The following is a 16,320-nucleotide window of genomic DNA, read 5'->3' as shown; positions in this document are numbered from 1 at the left end:
GTCAGTCCTCGGTTTTTGGCGTAGTGGAATCGGCGTCGTGCAGATGACGGGACAGGTAGACGCCCTGGCCAATCAGGAACAACAGCGTCATGCCCAGGCTGCCGAATACCTTGAAGTCGACCCAGTACTCCTGGAACGTGAACGCAACGAACAGGTTGGCGGCACCGCTGAACAGGAAAAAAACGACCCAGGCGATGTTCAGCCGGGTCCAGATCAGCTCCGGCAGACTTATTGCGTGGCCCATGATGCGCTTGATCAACAGGCGGTCGCCGATGAAGTGGCTGCCGATGAAAGCCAGGGCGAACAGCCAGTTGACCACCGGGGCTTTCCATTTCAGGAAGGTTTCGCTGTGGAAGGCCAGGGTCAGGCTGCCGAACACGAGGCAGGCAATGAGGGTCAGCCACTGGCTTTTTTCCAGCTTGCGCTGGGAGATGAAAAGGGCGCCGTAGACCACCAGGGAACTGACGATCAGCACGGCCGTGGCACTGTAGATACCGCCTACGGTCAAGGAGTGACCGGCAATATCGAGGGGTCGAGGGTCAAGTTTGTAGACGATGAAAAACAGCAGAAGCGGGATGAAGTCGATGAATTGTTTCACAATGGCAGCCAGAAGCAGGATGTGGCGGCATAATAACAAACATCCTTGGCCGCGATAGGGCCAGCTGATTTGAGGTAGTGACCCCCTGTGAATGTTGATTTGCACTGCCATAGCACGGCCTCCGATGGCGCCCTGGCGCCTGCGGTTCTGGTGGCGCGGGCGTTCGAGCACGGCGTGCGAGTCCTGGCCCTGACCGATCACGACACCCTCGAAGGCCTCGACGAGGCCCGTGACGCGGCGACGGCGCTGGGCATGCAGTTGGTCAACGGTGTCGAGTTGTCCTGCACCTGGGGCGGGGCGACCATTCATGTGTTGGGCTACGGCTTCGATGTCGATGCACCGCCGCTGGTCCAGGCCATTGCCGCACTGCGCGACGGACGCTGGCTGCGGGCCGAAGAGATCAGTCGCAAGCTCGCCCTCAAGGGCATGCCCGGTGCCTTGGACGGGGCGCGGCAGATCCAGCAGGAATTGGGTGATAGCGGCAACGCACCGGCCCGACCGCATTTTGCCGACTGGATGGTGCGCGCCGGTTTCGTTCGGGATCGCGCCGAAGCGTTTCGCAAATGGCTGGGGGCCGGCAAGTTGGGAGACGTCAAGCAGCATTGGCCGACGCTGGAGGACACCGTCGGGACATTGCGGGCGGCTGGCGCCTGGGTCAGCCTGGCACATCCCTGGCACTATGATTTCACGCGTAGCAAGCGTCGTCGTCTGATAGCCGACTATATTCAAGCAGGGGGCCATGCCATCGAGGTGGTCAACGGTCACCAACCGGCCGAGCAGGTCGGCAGCCTGGCGATCCTGGCCCGGGAGTTCGGGCTGTTGGTGAGCGCCGGCAGTGATTTCCATGGCCCGGGAGGCTGGTCCGAGATAGGTGAGTACCGCCCGCTGCCCGAAGATCTGCCACCGCTTTGGTGTAGATTCAAACATGATCCCGTTACCGCCGCCGTCTGAACAGGTAGAACACGTGAGTCAATTTTTCCAGATTCATCCGGAAAACCCGCAAGCGCGCCTGATCAAACAGGCTGTAGAAATCATTCGTGGCGGTGGCGTGGTGGTTTATCCCACCGATTCTTCCTACGCCATCGGCTGCCAGATTGGCGACAAAAACGCGGTGGAGCGAGTGAGACGCCTGCGTCAACTGGACGACAAGCACAACTTCGCGCTGATCTGCAGCGATCTGTCACAACTGGGGTTGTTTGCCAAGATCGACACCGGCACTTTCCGGCTGCTCAAGGCCCATTTGCCTGGTCCCTATACCTTCATCCTCAACGCCACCCGTGAAGTGCCGCGACTGTTGTTGCATCCGAAAAAACGCACCATCGGCCTGCGGGTACCCAGCCACCCCATTTCCCTGGCGCTGTTGGCGGAGCTGGGTGAGCCGCTGATGAGCGTGAGCCTGATCATGCCCGGCGAGACCGAGCCGATGACCGATCCCTATGAGATTCGTCAGTTGCTCGAACATCAGGTCGACCTGATCATCGATGGCGGTTTCGGCGGGATGAAGGCGTCTACCGTGATCAACCTCGCCGATGGCGAGCCGCAGGTGGTGCGCGTCGGCTGCGGCGACCCGACCCCGTTCATGGTCGAGGCCTGAATGTCCGCAGTGGAAACCGCGGTGGACCCTGCAGACAGCCAGGCCGGTGCTCAGCAGGAGCTGCCGTTCGCCATGGTCTACGGCCAGGCGGTCATGGAAATGCCCCTGGACCTCTACATTCCGCCGGACGCCCTGGAAGTGTTCCTCGAAGCCTTCGAGGGGCCGCTCGACCTGCTGCTGTACCTGATCCGCAAACAGAACATCAATATTCTCGACATCCCGGTGGCGGAGATCACTCGCCAATACATGGGCTACGTCGAGTTGATGCAGTCGGTGCGCCTGGAGCTGGCGGCCGAATACCTGGTGATGGCGGCTATGCTGGCCGAGATCAAGTCGCGGATGTTGCTGCCGCGCTCGGCCGAGATCGAGGAAGAGGAGGACGATCCCCGCGCCGACCTGATCCGACGCTTGCAGGAATATGAGCGCTACAAGGCCGCGGCCGAAGGCATCGACGGCTTGAGTCGGGTCGGGCGTGACGTGGTGGTGCCCAAGCTCGATGCCCCCGAGGCCCGCGCCCGCAAGTTGTTGCCAGACGTGAGTCTGGAGGAATTGCTGATGTCCATGGCCGAGGTCCTGCGTCGGGGCGATATGTTTGAAAGCCACCAGGTCAGCCGCGAGGCGTTGTCCACCCGAGAACGCATGAGCGACGTGCTGGACAGGCTCAAGGGCGGCGGCTTCGTACCCTTCGTCGAGCTGTTCACCGCCGAGGAAGGACGCCTTGGAGTGGTGGTGACGTTTATGGCGATCCTGGAATTGGTCAAGGAATCCTTGGTCGAGCTGGTGCAAAATGAGCCGTTCGCCGTGATTCACGTGCGGGCCCGAGCCGAATAACGAGCAAATCAATGAATCTGACTGAACCCCGCGAGCTGGCACCCTTGCTTGAAGCTTTCCTGTTGGCCTCGGGAAAGCCGCAATCGATGGAGCGCCTGTTCGAACTCTTCGAAGAAGGCGAGCGGCCCGAGCCGGCTGTGTTCAAGAAAGCCCTGGTACTGCTAGGCAAATCCTGCGAAGGCCGGGCCTTCGAACTCAAGGAAGTGGCCTCCGGTTACCGCCTGCAGATCCGCGAAAAATTCGCGCCCTGGGTCGGTCGCCTTTGGGAGGAGCGACCGCAGCGCTACTCCCGTGCCATGCTCGAAACCATGGCCTTGATTGCCTATCGCCAGCCGATCACCCGGGGCGAAATCGAGGACGTGCGGGGCGTGGCCGTGAACAGCAATATCGTCAAGACGTTACTGGAGCGCGAGTGGATCCGGGTGGTGGGTTATCGCGACGTGCCGGGCAAACCGGCGATGTTCGCCACCACCAAGGCCTTTCTCGACCATTTCAATTTGAAGAACCTCGACGAATTGCCGCCGCTGGCCGAGCTGCGGGAGCTGGAGCCCGAGCCGATGCTCGAATTCGACGACGCCCCCGTGCCCCAGGGCTTGCAGGACCTGGCCGATGCCAGCGCCGAGCCGGAGGAGCCCAAGGAGGAAACCAGCTTCCACTCGCTGCTACTGGAGCTGGACACCATGGAGGAAGGTCTCAAGACCGATTTTGACGACTTGCTGCGGGACGGTCCGGAAATTGAGAACGAGGCGCAGGGATTGCCTGAGCCCGGACTCGAACCTGAACCCGAACCCGAGGATGACCCCCTCGGCGTGGCCGAAGCCCGGGAAAAGTTGCTGGCCGCCGTCGCCGCCCTCGAACCACGCGAGCCCGAACCCGAACTGAGCGAAGAAGAAGCCGAAGCCCGCGCCCTGGCCGAAGCGATCGAGAATGAGCGGCGCCAGTTCGACGATTGATCCTCATGCATTAACTCCGCAGCCCCCTGTGGGAGCGGGCTTGCTCGCGAATGCGGACTGACATTCAAAATGGATGTCGACTGATACGCCGCTTTCGCGAGCAAGCCCGCTCCCACAAGAGGGGCGGCGAGCCACCAGTCGGCGGAAAAAAAAACTGAATCCCGGGCGTTCAGCTAGTCTCTGATGCGCAAACGCCTCAACGGGCGTATGATTCGCGACCCTTTGGCGAACCTGTCGCCAAACGACCTGTTTTCAACGTGTCAGGCCAGGCCTGATCCGCTCACACCGGGAGGTGCCCAGTATGAAAGACCTAGACCAGAACGACAGCCAGGAAATCGGCCCAGCCGGCGAGAAGCTGCAAAAAGTCCTCGCTCGCATCGGCGTCGGTTCGCGCCGCGACGTGGAAACCTGGATCACCCAGGGCCGCATCAAGGTCAACGGCAAAGAGGCCACCCTGGGCCTGCGCGTCGACCTGCACGATGCCATCACCATCGACGGCAAGGTGATCAAGCGCGAAGAGGCCGCCGAAACGGTGCGCCGCGTGATCATGTACAACAAACCCGACGGTGAAATCTGCACCCGTGACGACCCGGAAGGTCGCCCAACCGTGTTCGACAAGATGCCGCGTCCCAAGGAAGGTCGCTGGATCAACATCGGTCGCCTGGACATCAACACCACCGGTCTCTTGATGTTCACCACCGACGGTGAGCTGGCCAACCGTCTGATGCATCCGTCCTACGAGATGGACCGTGAATACGCTGTACGTGTACGCGGTGAAGTCGACGATGAGATGATCGAGCGCCTGAAGGCTGGCGTCGTGCTGGAAGACGGCCCGGCGCGTTTCACCGACATCAAGCAGGCGCCGGGTGGCGAAGGCTTCAACCATTGGTACCACTGCGTGGTGATGGAAGGCCGAAACCGTGAAGTGCGGCGGTTGTGGGAATCCCAGGGGCTGGTGGTCAGCCGTCTGAAGCGCGTGCGTTTCGGTCCGGTGTTCCTCAACTCCGACCTGCCGATGGGCCGTTGGCGCGAAATGAGCCAACAGGAAGTCGATATTCTGGCCGCTGAAGTAGGCCTCAAGCCTGTGGCCATGCCGCAGATGACGGCCAAGAGCAAGGACAAGCTGGAGCGGATGCAGCGCAAGTCCTCGCGCCCGATGGGCAAGACCGAGCGTGTGCGCACGTTGCGTCCTGCGGTCGATGGCCCGGCGGCCGGCCCACGTGCGCCTCGCGAGCCGCAGCTGGAAGGCGAACGCCCGGCCCGCAAGCCTGCGCCTCGCCAGGACGGCGAGCGCGGCCCACGCACGCCACGTCCGGCCAATGGTCGGACTGAGCGTGGCGAAGGTCGCGGCACGCCGGTGGCCGAGCGCCCGGCTGACGTCAAGCGTCCGGCCAAGCCAGCGCCGAAGAAGCGCCCCGGCATTTCCCTGGTAGATCGCGACGCGCCGTCGGGCAAGCGCCGCGGTGCGCCGGCCGGATCGGGTCAGCGTCCAGGATTTGGGCGACGTAAGCCGCAGTGAGGTCGCTGTGAGCGGCTAGCTGTAAGCGGCAAGAAAAACGCCAACCGTTGGGTTGGCGTTTTTTTTGTCCGGCTTTAGTGATGCAGTGCAGATGAGTTCGCCATCGCGAGCAGGCTCGCTCCCACATGGGATCTTCGGTGAATGGATGACTTGTGTTCAACACCGTTACCTGTGGGAGCGAGCCTGCTCGCGATGCGCCAGTAGCCCACCATCCTGGCCTAAAGCACAAACCGCCCATCGAACATCGGCTCATTGTCCAGCGCCAGCACACCACTTTCGAAAATCAGGTCCAAGTGGTGACTGCCCTTGGCCCCGCCACCCAGTCCAAGGTGCAGGCCGCAATGGCGCTCTTCGAAACCGGCGTTGCGAGCATAGAGGCTCTTGACCCCTTCGTTGGTGCCAATGCCCAGCTCCTCGATGCGTCGATTGGACGGGTTGGCGTCCAGGTACTTGTTGAAGTCGTGTTCCAGGCCCGGCACGTCGGTGGCGATCTTCTGAATGGTGGAATCTTCGATCCACAATTCCAGCGGCGCTTGCAGCACGCCATATTTGCGAGCGAACGGGATAGTGCTGAGAAACGTGCCAACGAAATTCACACGACCATTGATCGTGTCGCTGTGGGTTGCGATCTCACCCGGCGCCAGGTCGTAGTTGCCGACGCCATTGATGTCGGTCCACTTCTTCACACTGCTCAGGGCCGTGTCGAAATACGAGCCGCGATCGTCCTGGAAGCTCAATGTGGTGGCCTGGGAGATGCGTCGGATCAGGTGGCTGTTGAGCCCTGCGATACGTTGGGGAATGACACTGAAGGTGTCGTAGAAATAATCGCCGTAGTCCTTGAACAGCAGCGACTTCTTCCAGTTTTCCGCCATCACGCCTTGCAGCGCGCGGACAAATTCCGGGCCGTCGGGACGTGGGTTGGGCAGGGTGGAAGAGTCATAGAAGAAAATGTACAAATCGCTGTCGGCAATCGCCCGGGACAGGCGTTCCGTGGGTTCGAGGTCCAGGCGCATGGCGCTGAACCGGAAGGGCGAGCCTCTGTCGGCCTGTTCGGCAATGGCACCGGTCAGGGCTTCGTAGTCAGCGGTGTGGCCGAGCAGCACCTTGGCGGGCTGGATACCGGCCAGGGCGGGGTGGTGTTCGAGGTAGTAAAGGAAATGTGAGATGGCTCGTTGTGTGTCCATGCTTATTCTTCCCTGACAAATGAATCTGCTTCCCTGACAACGGGCAATAGTGGCGGAGTCGACCGGCCGGACCGCCTCCGCCGGATTATGCCTACAGAGGCCACATCGCCGTGCCGAACGGAACGACGGCGTCGGCTTGCATCATTTCAACGGCGGCTTCATGGGTTGGCGCTTCAAACCATTCGTCCAGTTGCAGTTCGGTTTCCAAGTCTTTGTCCAGTGCTTGCATAGTGAATCTCCTAGATGACTTTTACGGAAATTTGCGGGCGATTCGGTGAGTGAAAACGGCCTCGCAAGGCTTGCCGGCAGGATGCTTGGGCAAGTCGCTAAAACCTAGTCGAGGGTTTTTTGGAATGCAAAATAAAATTTTTATTTTTTGCGTATGAACTTTTTATTCCATTTTCGAGAGGGGAAATTACTCATTCAAAAACAGCTGGCTAGGGGATTTTTTAATTAGCTAGCTAGCTACCGTCAATTTGCAGGCGGCTTACAGAAAGTTCGTACTTGGAAAGTCTGCGTTACGGCTTGTAAAAAAATCCTGACGATTTCGACCTGCCGAGGCGGTGGGTTTTGATGTCTGGAAAGAGTGTAAGAAAAAGCTGCCGAATAAGCCGGCTTGAGCGGTTTTCCGACTCTTGGCAGCGCTTGTTTCAAACTGGCAGGAAGGGTCAGATGCCCGCCAGACCTGAAAAGTAGGGGGCGACGCTGATCCGGTGGTCTCTGGTAGCAGCAGGACGGCGGTGTACAATGCGCCGCGTTTTACTGTGACCCTTCGCGTACCCACGCACTTTCAAGGTTATCCGCCTTGTTCACTCCGCCACGCCACGAGCGTGTCGGGTTCGATTTCGTCACAGATAAAAACAAATAGGTGACGCATGACCGTTGTAGAAAATACGCATTCAGGCGAGCTGAAACGCGGCCTGAAAAATCGACACATTCAATTGATCGCCCTCGGCGGCGCAATCGGTACCGGCCTGTTCCTCGGTTCGGCGGGGGTGCTGAAGTCAGCCGGTCCGTCGATGATCCTCGGGTATGCCATTTGCGGCTTCATCGCCTTCATGATCATGCGCCAGCTGGGTGAGATGATCGTCGAGGAGCCGGTCGCCGGCTCGTTCAGTCACTTTGCCCATAAATACTGGGGTGGTTTCGCCGGGTTCCTGTCGGGCTGGAACTGCTGGATCCTCTACATCCTCGTGGGCATGTCCGAGTTGACCGCAGTGGGCAAGTACATCCACTACTGGGCGCCCGATATCCCGACCTGGGCCTCGGCGGCAGCATTTTTCATCCTGATCAACGCCATCAACTTGGCCAACGTCAAAGTCTTCGGCGAGGCCGAGTTCTGGTTCGCAATCATCAAGGTCGTGGCGATCGTGGGCATGATCGCCCTGGGCAGCTACCTGCTGGTGAGCGGTCATGGTGGGCCGCAAGCCTCGCTGACCAACCTGTGGACCCACGGCGGATTCTTCCCGAACGGCGTGAGCGGGCTGGTAATGGCGATGGCAATCATCATGTTCTCGTTCGGTGGCCTGGAAATGCTCGGCTTCACCGCGGCCGAGGCCGACAAACCGAAAACCGTGATCCCGAAAGCCATCAACCAAGTGATCTACCGGATCCTGATTTTCTACATCGGTGCTCTCGTGGTGCTGTTGTCTCTGACCCCTTGGGACAGCCTGCTGACCACGCTCAATGCCGCCGGTGACGCCTATAGCGGCAGTCCGTTCGTGCAGGTGTTCTCAATGCTGGGCAGCAACACCGCGGCGCATATCCTCAACTTCGTGGTACTGACCGCTGCGCTGTCGGTGTACAACAGCGGCACCTACTGCAACAGCCGGATGCTGTTGGGCATGGCCGAGCAGGGCGATGCCCCCCGGGCCCTGGCCAGGATCGACAAGCGCGGGGTGCCGGTGCTTTCGATCCTCGCCTCGGCGGCGGTCACGCTGGTGGCTGTGCTGCTGAACTACCTGATCCCGCAGCATGCGCTGGAGCTGCTGATGTCCCTGGTGGTGGCGACGCTGGTGATCAACTGGGCGATGATCAGCTATTCGCACTTCAAGTTCCGCCAGCACATGAACCAGACCCGTCGGGCGCCGCTGTTCAAGGCACTGTGGTATCCCTACGGCAACTACATCTGCCTGGCGTTCGTGGTCTTCATCCTGGGCGTGATGCTGCTGATCCCGGGCATCCAGGTATCGGTATACGCGATTCCGGTGTGGGTGGTGTTCATGTGGGGCTGCTACGTGATCAAGAACAAGCGCAGTGCGCAGCATGAGTTGGCCGTGGCGGCTGCTGCGAAGTAAGCATCACTGGAATACAACGAGCCCGGCCGAGTGCCGGGTTTGTTGTTTCCAGTCGCCGCACCTCCTGTGGGAGCGGGCTTGCTCGCGAAGAGGGTGGGTCAGGCAACATGGATTTTGAATGTGAAATCGCTTTCGCGAGCAAGCCCGCTCCCACAGGGTTGGGTGTTGTATGGGGGATTCGCGGTATTCTGAGGGTCCTGATTCCGGACATATTTTCATGCTGGCGATTTCCAACAACGTGCACATCCCCGACGCCGAGATCGAGCTGACAGCCATCCGCGCCCAGGGCGCCGGCGGGCAGAACGTCAACAAGGTGTCCAGCGCCGTGCACTTGCGTTTCGACATCCCGGCCTCGTCCCTGCCTGAATTCTACAAGGAACGTTTGCTGGCGCTGCGTGACAGCCGCATCACCAGCGATGGCGTGTTGATTATCAAGGCCCAGCAATACCGCACCCAGGAACAGAACCGGGCCGATGCGCTGGAGCGTCTGACTGCGCTGATCCTGGGAGCCATCAAGGTCGAGAAGAAGCGCCGTCCGACCAAACCAACCCTGGGTTCCAAAACCCGTCGCCTGGACTCAAAGAGCAAACGTGGCTCGATCAAGGCCGGGCGTGGCAAGGTGGATTTCTAGGTTCTTTCCCGTTCCTCACGGTATCTCGGCGCCTGCCGGTACAAGTAGAGACTCAAGGCCAATCCGCCCAGGGCCGCCAGGGCGGCAAACAGGAAGATCGAGGCAAAGCCAAAACCCGCGGCAATCGCGCCGGCCAACGGTCCGGTGATCCCCAGCGATAGATCGATGAACAGCGAATAGGCACCCACCGCTGCGCCACGACTGGAAGCTGGCACCAGGTTGACCGCTTCCACCCCCAGGGCCGGGAATACCAGGGAGAAACCGAAACCGCTCAATGCCGCGCCCGCCAGTGCCCAGTGGGCATCCGGTGCCAGCCATAACAGCAGCAGACCCAGGGTCTCCACCGACAAGCAGACAATCGCCACGCGGAAACCTCCCAGGCGGTTGATCAGGTTGCCGAACAGCAAGCGCGCCCCGATGAAACAGGCGCCGAACAGGCTCAGGCACAACACCGCGTTATCCCAATGTCGCGTCGCGTAATACAAGGTGATGAACGTGGCGATGGTGCCAAAACCAATGGAGCCCAGGGCCAGGCCGCTGCCATGGGGAAGGACGCGCCCCAGCACATGCATGAACGGCAGTCGTTCGCCGGCGACAATCGGTGCGGCAGTTTTCGGCCAGGCCAGCGCTACCCCCAGCACGGCCAGCAGCATGATGCTGACGCCCATGCTCCACAGCCCCAAGGCCTTGACCAGCCACACCCCAAGGGGGGCGCCAATCGCCAGCGCGCCATAGCTGGCGATGCCGTTCCAGGAAATCACCTTGGCGGTATTGGCGGCGCCGACCCGGCCGATGCCCCAGCCAATCGAACCCGAACCCACCAGGCTTTCGGCACTGCCCAGTACCAGACGTCCAATGAGCAGGCTGATCAGGCTCAGGGTCGGCAGCTCATGGGTCCAGGCAGAGATGAGCATGAACACGCCACTGAGTCCGCACCCGGCAAGGCCGAAGATAACCGCGCGTTTACTACCCAGGTTGTCGATGATCCGCCCCGCGTAAGGACGACTGAGGAGGGTGGCCAGGTACTGGACGCTGATCACCAGCCCCGCGATGACGGCGCCGAAGCCCAGCTCGCCATGGACGAATCCGGGCAGCACGGCCAGGGGGATGCCGATATTCAAATAACCGATAAAGGTGAACAGGACGATGGAAACGACTTGCAGCGTGACCGCCAGGGGGCGCTGGGAATCTGACATGGGGAAAGGGTCCACGGAACAGCGAAATAGATAGGCTGCTTATGATAACGGCGGACGGAGTAATAAGGCGCGTAAAAGTAAAACTATTCGCCGAGTGGCCACTCAGTTGTCATTTTGCCCGGCCAGCAACTGTGTAGTGATCAGTGCGGCGATGGCATTTTCTTCGGTGCCGAAACGGGCCAGCAGCGCGGCCTGCTTTTCGGGAGAGAGACGCGTCCAGATGTCGACCATTTTCTCGGCAGCGCCGATCAATACGTTGGCCTGGGCATCGCTGAAAGGGGACGTGTCATCGGTCATGGCAGGCTCGGGGTTCAGGCAGTGTGGGAAGCGCATCTTAGCGCTTTCCACACGGTCTGGTGTTGCGTTCAGTCTTCGCTGTCGGCCTGACGGCGTTCAGTGTCCTGCTTGGGCTCTGGTTGCCGGGCATCGGATTGCCCTGCGGCTTGTAGCGTGGTCGTCTGCTCAGTGTCGTGCAGGCTTGGGAAGGGGAGATTAGGAATCTCGTGCATATCGCGCTCCTCGCTAAGTCTGTGGGTAGATCTGGTCGATCCGCGCTTTAAAAAGCCTGGGCAGGATACAGCAGAGGACATGACAAAAAGACTTTTAAATCCCTTTGCACCGACAAAAGGAGTTGTCCGGACAGGTCCAGTCAAGTACGCCGAGGGCCCTCCCGTGGTGCTGGCGATCGGACGAACGGCGGCGGCCAAGGCTCAAGAACACGGCTTATGGGCCGATGGCGGGTAATAATCCCATGCATTCACGTCATGAAGTCGTTTGCGCGAGACAAGGAGGTCTGGACGTGTCAGTCCGTGGGCCTGGCTTTTACCTCCTAGAGAGCTTCCTTGATGTTTCTGAAAAAATCCCTGCGAGCCCAGATTCTCGCCCTGCTGAGCGGTAGCCTGTTGGCGATGTTGCTGATCGCCCTGGCGTCTTTTCATTTCCTGTCCGACGGCATCCAGAACTATCGAAGCCTGATCGACGGGCCATTGCGCGCGTCGCAGTTGATCGACGAGGCCAACCTGCGGTTCAAAGAGCAGGTTCAGGAGTGGAAGAACGTCTTGCTGCGCGGTAAGCAGCCGGCTGACCTGGATAAATACTGGAAGCAGTTCGAAGGGCGTCAGCAAGATGTTCAGGGCATTCTGGGAGAACTGATCGGACAAAAAGATCTACCGGCTCAGATAAAGTCGCGTATCGAACGTCTGCGAGACGAACACCGTCAGTTGGGTTCGGCCTACCAGAAGGGCCGGGATGCCTTTGTAGCAGCAGGCGGCGACCCTTCGGCGGGTGATGCGGCGGTCAAGGGAGTGGACCGTGCGGCCAGCGAGCAGATGAGTGAGCTGGTAGTCGACCTGCGCAAGTCGAGCAACGAGCAATCGGCGCTGATCAGCGCCGGGGCTGACCACACCATCATGCTGGGCGTTGCGGTGATGCTGGTTTCCGGCCTGTTGATCGGCTTGTTCAGCCTGTGGCTGGTCAATCGCAGCCTGGTGCAACCGATCCGCAGCCTGATCGCATACGTAACCCAACTGAGTCGAGGCCGTTTCGCCGAACGTGTGGTCAGCACGCGTCAGGATGAGCTGGGCGACCTGGCCCTGGCGGCCAACACCCTGCGCGACTTCCTCGCCGAAACCTTCACCCGCTTGCAGCGCAGTGCCTCGGAGCTGGACAGTGCCAGCGGCGAGCTCAATGCCATCGCCGGCCTGATGAGCCAGGGCACCAATGAGCAATTCGAACGCACCGACCAGGTGGCGACCGCGATGAACGAGATGTCCGCCACGGCCCAGGAAGTTGCCCGCCATGCCGCCGACGCGGCGCGTGCGGCCGACGATGCCGATCACTCGGCCCAACAGGGTGAGAAGGTCATGCAAGGGACTATCCACACCATTACCCGCATGCGTGGTGAAATCGCCAACACCGCAACGGTTATTCGTCGCCTGGAAACCGACAGCGGTCGTATCGGCAAGGTACTCGAGGTGATCCGCGGGATTGCCGAGCAGACCAACCTGCTGGCCCTCAATGCCGCCATCGAAGCCGCCCGTGCCGGTGAAGCCGGACGCGGTTTCGCAGTGGTCGCCGATGAAGTACGCAGCCTGGCCCAGCGCACGGCTTCGTCGATCATCGAGATCAACCAGATCATCCAGACTGTGCAAACCGGTGCTGTGGACGCGGCCCAAGCCATCGAAAGCGGCCAGTCGCGCAGTGAGGAAAGCGTCGAGCAGGTAACCCAGGCCGGGGCCATGCTCGAACGTATCACTCAGGCTGTCGAAGCGATCCGCGACATGAACCGGCAGATCGCCACGGCTGCGGAAGAGCAGACGTCGGTCGCCGAAGACATTTCCCGCAACCTGACGGAGATCACCTGTATTGCCAGTACCAATCTGGACAACGTGCAACGCACCGAAACGGCCAGTCGGGATCTGCATGGTTTGTCGGGGCAGTTGAACGAGGTGACGGCGCGCTTGAGCGCCTGACGAATACTCGCTCGCCGGAAGGTGGAAAGGTCAGTAGTCGCGCCGTTTGCGAAACGCCCACCGACCGGCGATGAGTGTGAACGTTGCCACCAGCGCCACCAGGATCCAGAAACCCTCCGGATCGCTGGCAAGGGGCACGCCGCCGACGTTCATGCCGAAGAAACCGGCGATGATGTTGATGGGCAAGGCAAGTACCGTCACCACTGTCAGGGTGAACAGGGAGCGGTTGGTCTGTTCGTTGAGATTGGCGGCGATTTCTTCCTGCAGCAGTTTGATCCGCTCGCTCAAAGCAGTGAGGTCGTTGATGATCAGCGCGAACTCCTCGGTGGATTTGCGCAGTTCCTTGACGTCCTCTTTCTGCAACCATTGCGGCGGACGGTTGAGCAGGCGCAGCAACGAACCCGGTTCCAGGGCCAGCAAGCGTTGCAGGCGAACCAGTACCCGACGGTTGGCACCCAGCTCGGCGCGGTTGGTGGACAACCGGGAAGACAGCAACTCATCCTCGACCTGATCGACGCTGAGGCTGGTCTTGCGCACGATCTGGGTCAGCACTTCACCCTGGTCACGCAGCAGGTGCACAAGCAGTTCCAGTGGCGAGCGAAAGCGCTCACCGGCCTTGACCGATGAGCGTAGCTTGTCCACTGAATGCAGAGGTTGCGAGCGTGCGCTGATGATCAGCCGGCTGTGCACACAAACCCACAGGGTGGAGACATCCGAGGAAACCATGCTGCTGAGGTTGAATACGACGTCGTTGACCACCGCCAGCAGCGCCGAATCCACATGCTCGATGCGGGTCGAGCGCGAGCCTTCATGCAAGGCTTCGAAGAACTCCTGTGGCAGGCGCAGATGGCTTTTCATCCAGCGCTCGCACGCCGCATGCGCCAGGTTCAGATGCAGCCAGAGGAATTCTTCGCTGTCCTGCGGTTGTTCCAGGCATCGCAGGGCCTGCGCCGAATCGATCTCTCGTCCGCGCTCGCCGGGTCGGAAGCAATACCCATAAAGCAGGCCGAACAGATCCGGGTCGCGATGGCTTTGGTCGATACTGTGGTTCATGGAGGCTCGCTGGCGGGAAGTGCCTGTGGCAGCTACAGGTTCACTTGGGCGAGATCATGGCAAGGTTTTTTGAAGGTTTTGTGACAGGGGCGCTGCGGCACGCAGAACATCATATTCTGTAAACAGAATAAAAAAGCCGCGCAATCCGAAGATAGCGCGGCTCTTTTTAATCAATGGTCGGGTCTGTTTTGCGAAACTTCGCCGGTGGCGGCGTTGAGTTCAATGTCAAACTCTCTGCCATCGGGGTAACGGACTTCAACTTCATATTCGTAACCCGTGCGGCTCTCTTCCACATCAGGGAGGCCGATGGTTGCGCCTGGGTGCAACTTCTCGACTACTTGTTTCAGTTCTTCCATCGACTTGATCTTACCTTCCTTGACCAACTGAGAAATCTGGCTTGGTGACAGGTCATCTGCTTGGGCCAGGCCAGCGGTAAGGGTCAGGGCTGCAGCGGCAAACAAGGCAGTTAGAGTTTTCATAGGTCTTTCCTTGGTACTTTCATTAAAGGATGTGTCGTTTCAGTGGGCTCAGGTTAGCCATGGCAACTTAACTCACCCTTAATTTGAAAAACTGCTGAAAACATCCCAGGGGACTGCAGAGTAAGTATTGTGCAAGCATAGTCCGCCGGAGAGGGTTTGCTGCCACGGACTTTATCGCTCATCCATCAGTAGCCGTTCTTCTCCAGCAGTTGCGTCACGCTGCCCGTTTCGGGCCGCTTGAAGTATTTGAGCAATTCACTGGCCCGGTTGGTGAAGATGCCATCCACGCCGGCGTCCATCACTTTCTTGAAGTCCACGGCTTCGTCCACGGTGTAGACGTGTACCAGCAGACCCTGATCATGGGTGTACTGGTTCATCCACGGTTGCACCAGGTCCGCATAGCTCTGGCTGCCGCCATGGGTCAACGCGGCGGAAGGTCCGGTGCCGACGGCGCCCTGGTCCTTGGCGTAACGTACCCAGTTTTCGAATTCGGCCCGATCCTTGGGTTCCTGTTTGGCGTAATAGGCTGCCTTGTCCGTTTCGCCCGACTCGGCAAACGTCACCTTGGATTTAGGCTCGATATTGCCTTCGCCTACCCACAGCAGCAGGACCTTCGGTACTTTCGGCATCTCTTTGTGCAGCAGTTCCAGGCTGCTCTTTTCAAAGGTTTGCAAGACCACTTTGCCCTTGCCCTGGCCCACGCCGGTTGGGCTCTTGGCGAGCTTGGAACCGGCCGGGCTCAGCCAGCCACGGTCTTGCAATTTGTCTTTCAAATCGCGCTCGATGCCCGGGAAGAGCTTTGGCTCCTTGGTTTCGATGTACAACCCCGGTTTTTGCTTGGGGTTGCCTTCGGCAATGTTGATGACTTCATCGAGGGTCAGGATTTTCAGGCCCGCGAACGAAGGGCGTGCCCGGTCAGGGTAGGCGGTGTTGAACCAGCTGCCGGCGTCGAGGGTCTTGAGTTCGGCCATGGTGAATGCATTCGCGGCGCTGTCCTTGCGCTCGGGAAACTTGGTGGCGACGTCCGTGGTGCGTTGCAGGTTGTCGTCATGCAGCACGAACAGCACGCCGTCCTTGCTGCGCTGCAGGTCCAGCTCCAGGTAATCGGCGCCCAGGTCGCGGGCCAGCTTATAAGCGGCGGCGGTGGACTCCGGCGCATCGAACGAGGCACCACGATGGGCGATCACGGCGGGATGGGGAATGCCGTGAAGGGTTGCCAACGCTTTTGGGCTCAAGGTTTCAGCGGCTTGTGTCTGACCGAAGCCGAGCAACAGGCTCAGCATCAACGCGTTGCGGATGAGGGTAACAGGCATGCTCGAGATCCTTTCGTAGGTTTCGCAAAGCCTATCTTTTAACAACTGAACGCTCTGAGCGCTATCGCCAGACCGACATAAACCTATGCAAAGCAGATTTTTCCCACGCTTTTTCAGGCGGCTTTGCAGTACGCTTGGCAGCAGTTTCCCCGGCAGAGGGAAACCTGAATTCATATCCGCTTGCCCTGCGTGTAAACCATC

At 59.9% G+C, this 16,320-nt stretch carries 17 protein-coding genes and 1 pseudogene; 9 read left to right on the top strand and 9 right to left on the bottom strand.

Translation table 11 applies throughout. The annotated features are described in order from the left end of the window. Position 1 precedes the first annotated feature (1 nt). A complete protein-coding gene (locus LCU97_RS10455) occupies positions 2 to 598 on the bottom strand; it encodes a septation protein A (protein ID WP_053147443.1) in 597 nt (198 codons plus the stop codon). 87 nt (positions 599 to 685) lie between these two features. Between LCU97_RS10455 and LCU97_RS10450 the strand changes: the two genes are divergently transcribed. The 5 genes from LCU97_RS10450 (at position 686) to rluB (ending at position 5,495) form a co-directional block, all read left to right on the top strand. Further along, a complete protein-coding gene (locus LCU97_RS10450; RefSeq protein ID WP_232776323.1) occupies positions 686 to 1,549 on the top strand; it encodes a PHP domain-containing protein in 864 nt (287 codons plus the stop codon). Positions 1,550 to 1,562: 13 nt separating this feature from the next. Next, a complete protein-coding gene (locus LCU97_RS10445) occupies positions 1,563 to 2,192 on the top strand; it encodes an L-threonylcarbamoyladenylate synthase (protein ID WP_053147156.1) in 630 nt (209 codons plus the stop codon). Positions 2,193 to 2,324: 132 nt separating this feature from the next. After that, positions 2,325 to 3,023, top strand: coding sequence for a segregation and condensation protein A (locus LCU97_RS10440; RefSeq protein WP_172679585.1), 699 nt, complete (start codon positions 2,325 to 2,327; stop codon positions 3,021 to 3,023). A gap of 11 nt (positions 3,024 to 3,034) precedes the next feature. Then, the gene (scpB, locus tag LCU97_RS10435) at positions 3,035 to 3,976 is read left to right on the top strand and encodes an SMC-Scp complex subunit ScpB (RefSeq protein WP_232776321.1); all 942 of its coding nucleotides are present in this window, start codon (positions 3,035 to 3,037) and stop codon (positions 3,974 to 3,976) included. A gap of 301 nt (positions 3,977 to 4,277) precedes the next feature. Next, positions 4,278 to 5,495: a 23S rRNA pseudouridine(2605) synthase RluB gene (gene rluB / locus LCU97_RS10430; RefSeq protein WP_053147162.1), complete on the top strand. Its 1,218-nt coding sequence runs from the start codon at positions 4,278 to 4,280 to the stop codon at positions 5,493 to 5,495. A gap of 218 nt (positions 5,496 to 5,713) precedes the next feature. Here rluB and LCU97_RS10425 read toward each other — a convergent pair whose 3' ends face one another. Together LCU97_RS10425 and LCU97_RS10420 are read right to left on the bottom strand one after the other, a co-directional pair. Continuing rightward, positions 5,714 to 6,679 (bottom strand): M29 family metallopeptidase, encoded by a 966-nt coding sequence (locus LCU97_RS10425; protein ID WP_232776319.1) that lies wholly within the window; start codon positions 6,677 to 6,679, stop codon positions 5,714 to 5,716. Between the two features lie 91 nt (positions 6,680 to 6,770). Continuing rightward, positions 6,771 to 6,908, bottom strand: a complete 138-nt coding sequence (locus LCU97_RS10420; RefSeq protein WP_003178782.1) for a hypothetical protein — start codon at positions 6,906 to 6,908, stop codon at positions 6,771 to 6,773. 646 nt (positions 6,909 to 7,554) lie between these two features. Between LCU97_RS10420 and LCU97_RS10415 the strand changes: the two genes are divergently transcribed. Together LCU97_RS10415 and arfB are read left to right on the top strand one after the other, a co-directional pair. After that, positions 7,555 to 8,976: an amino acid permease gene (locus LCU97_RS10415; protein WP_053147166.1), complete on the top strand. Its 1,422-nt coding sequence runs from the start codon at positions 7,555 to 7,557 to the stop codon at positions 8,974 to 8,976. A 217-nt stretch (positions 8,977 to 9,193) separates the two neighbouring features. After that, on the top strand, positions 9,194 to 9,607 hold the full coding sequence (arfB, locus tag LCU97_RS10410) for an alternative ribosome rescue aminoacyl-tRNA hydrolase ArfB (RefSeq protein WP_053147169.1): 414 nt from the start codon (positions 9,194 to 9,196) through the stop codon (positions 9,605 to 9,607). Here the strand turns inward: arfB and LCU97_RS10405 are convergent. The 3 genes from LCU97_RS10405 to LCU97_RS10395 form a co-directional block, all read right to left on the bottom strand. After that, entirely contained in the window at positions 9,604 to 10,803 is a 1,200-nt protein-coding gene (locus LCU97_RS10405; protein WP_053147171.1) for an MFS transporter, read from the bottom strand. The genes arfB and LCU97_RS10405 overlap by 4 nt on opposite strands. Before the next feature lie 102 nt (positions 10,804 to 10,905). Then, positions 10,906 to 11,136: a hypothetical protein gene (locus LCU97_RS10400; protein WP_082339643.1), complete on the bottom strand. Its 231-nt coding sequence runs from the start codon at positions 11,134 to 11,136 to the stop codon at positions 10,906 to 10,908. A gap of 32 nt (positions 11,137 to 11,168) precedes the next feature. Further along, positions 11,169 to 11,312: a hypothetical protein gene (locus tag LCU97_RS10395; protein ID WP_172679578.1), complete on the bottom strand. Its 144-nt coding sequence runs from the start codon at positions 11,310 to 11,312 to the stop codon at positions 11,169 to 11,171. Between the two features lie 336 nt (positions 11,313 to 11,648). Here LCU97_RS10395 and LCU97_RS26785 point away from each other — a divergent pair. Then, a pseudogene (locus LCU97_RS26785) lies at positions 11,649 to 12,341 on the top strand (methyl-accepting chemotaxis protein); the annotation flags it as partial. A 165-nt stretch (positions 12,342 to 12,506) separates the two neighbouring features. Then, on the top strand, positions 12,507 to 13,274 hold the full coding sequence (locus LCU97_RS26780) for a methyl-accepting chemotaxis protein (protein ID WP_408636385.1): 768 nt from the start codon (positions 12,507 to 12,509) through the stop codon (positions 13,272 to 13,274). A 30-nt stretch (positions 13,275 to 13,304) separates the two neighbouring features. Here LCU97_RS26780 and LCU97_RS10385 read toward each other — a convergent pair whose 3' ends face one another. From LCU97_RS10385 to LCU97_RS10375, 3 genes are all read right to left on the bottom strand, one after another. Beyond that, positions 13,305 to 14,327: a transporter gene (locus LCU97_RS10385; protein ID WP_053147176.1), complete on the bottom strand. Its 1,023-nt coding sequence runs from the start codon at positions 14,325 to 14,327 to the stop codon at positions 13,305 to 13,307. A 170-nt stretch (positions 14,328 to 14,497) separates the two neighbouring features. Next, on the bottom strand, positions 14,498 to 14,806 hold the full coding sequence (locus LCU97_RS10380) for a PepSY domain-containing protein (protein ID WP_053147178.1): 309 nt from the start codon (positions 14,804 to 14,806) through the stop codon (positions 14,498 to 14,500). 185 nt (positions 14,807 to 14,991) lie between these two features. Beyond that, entirely contained in the window at positions 14,992 to 16,119 is a 1,128-nt protein-coding gene (locus tag LCU97_RS10375; RefSeq protein ID WP_232776316.1) for a glycerophosphodiester phosphodiesterase, read from the bottom strand. Between the last annotated feature and the right edge of the window lie 201 nt (positions 16,120 to 16,320).

This window comes from Pseudomonas uvaldensis (genome assembly GCF_021271205.1).
Taxonomy (GTDB): domain Bacteria; phylum Pseudomonadota; class Gammaproteobacteria; order Pseudomonadales; family Pseudomonadaceae; genus Aquipseudomonas; species Aquipseudomonas uvaldensis.
This window is presented reverse-complemented; position numbering and strand designations above follow the sequence as displayed.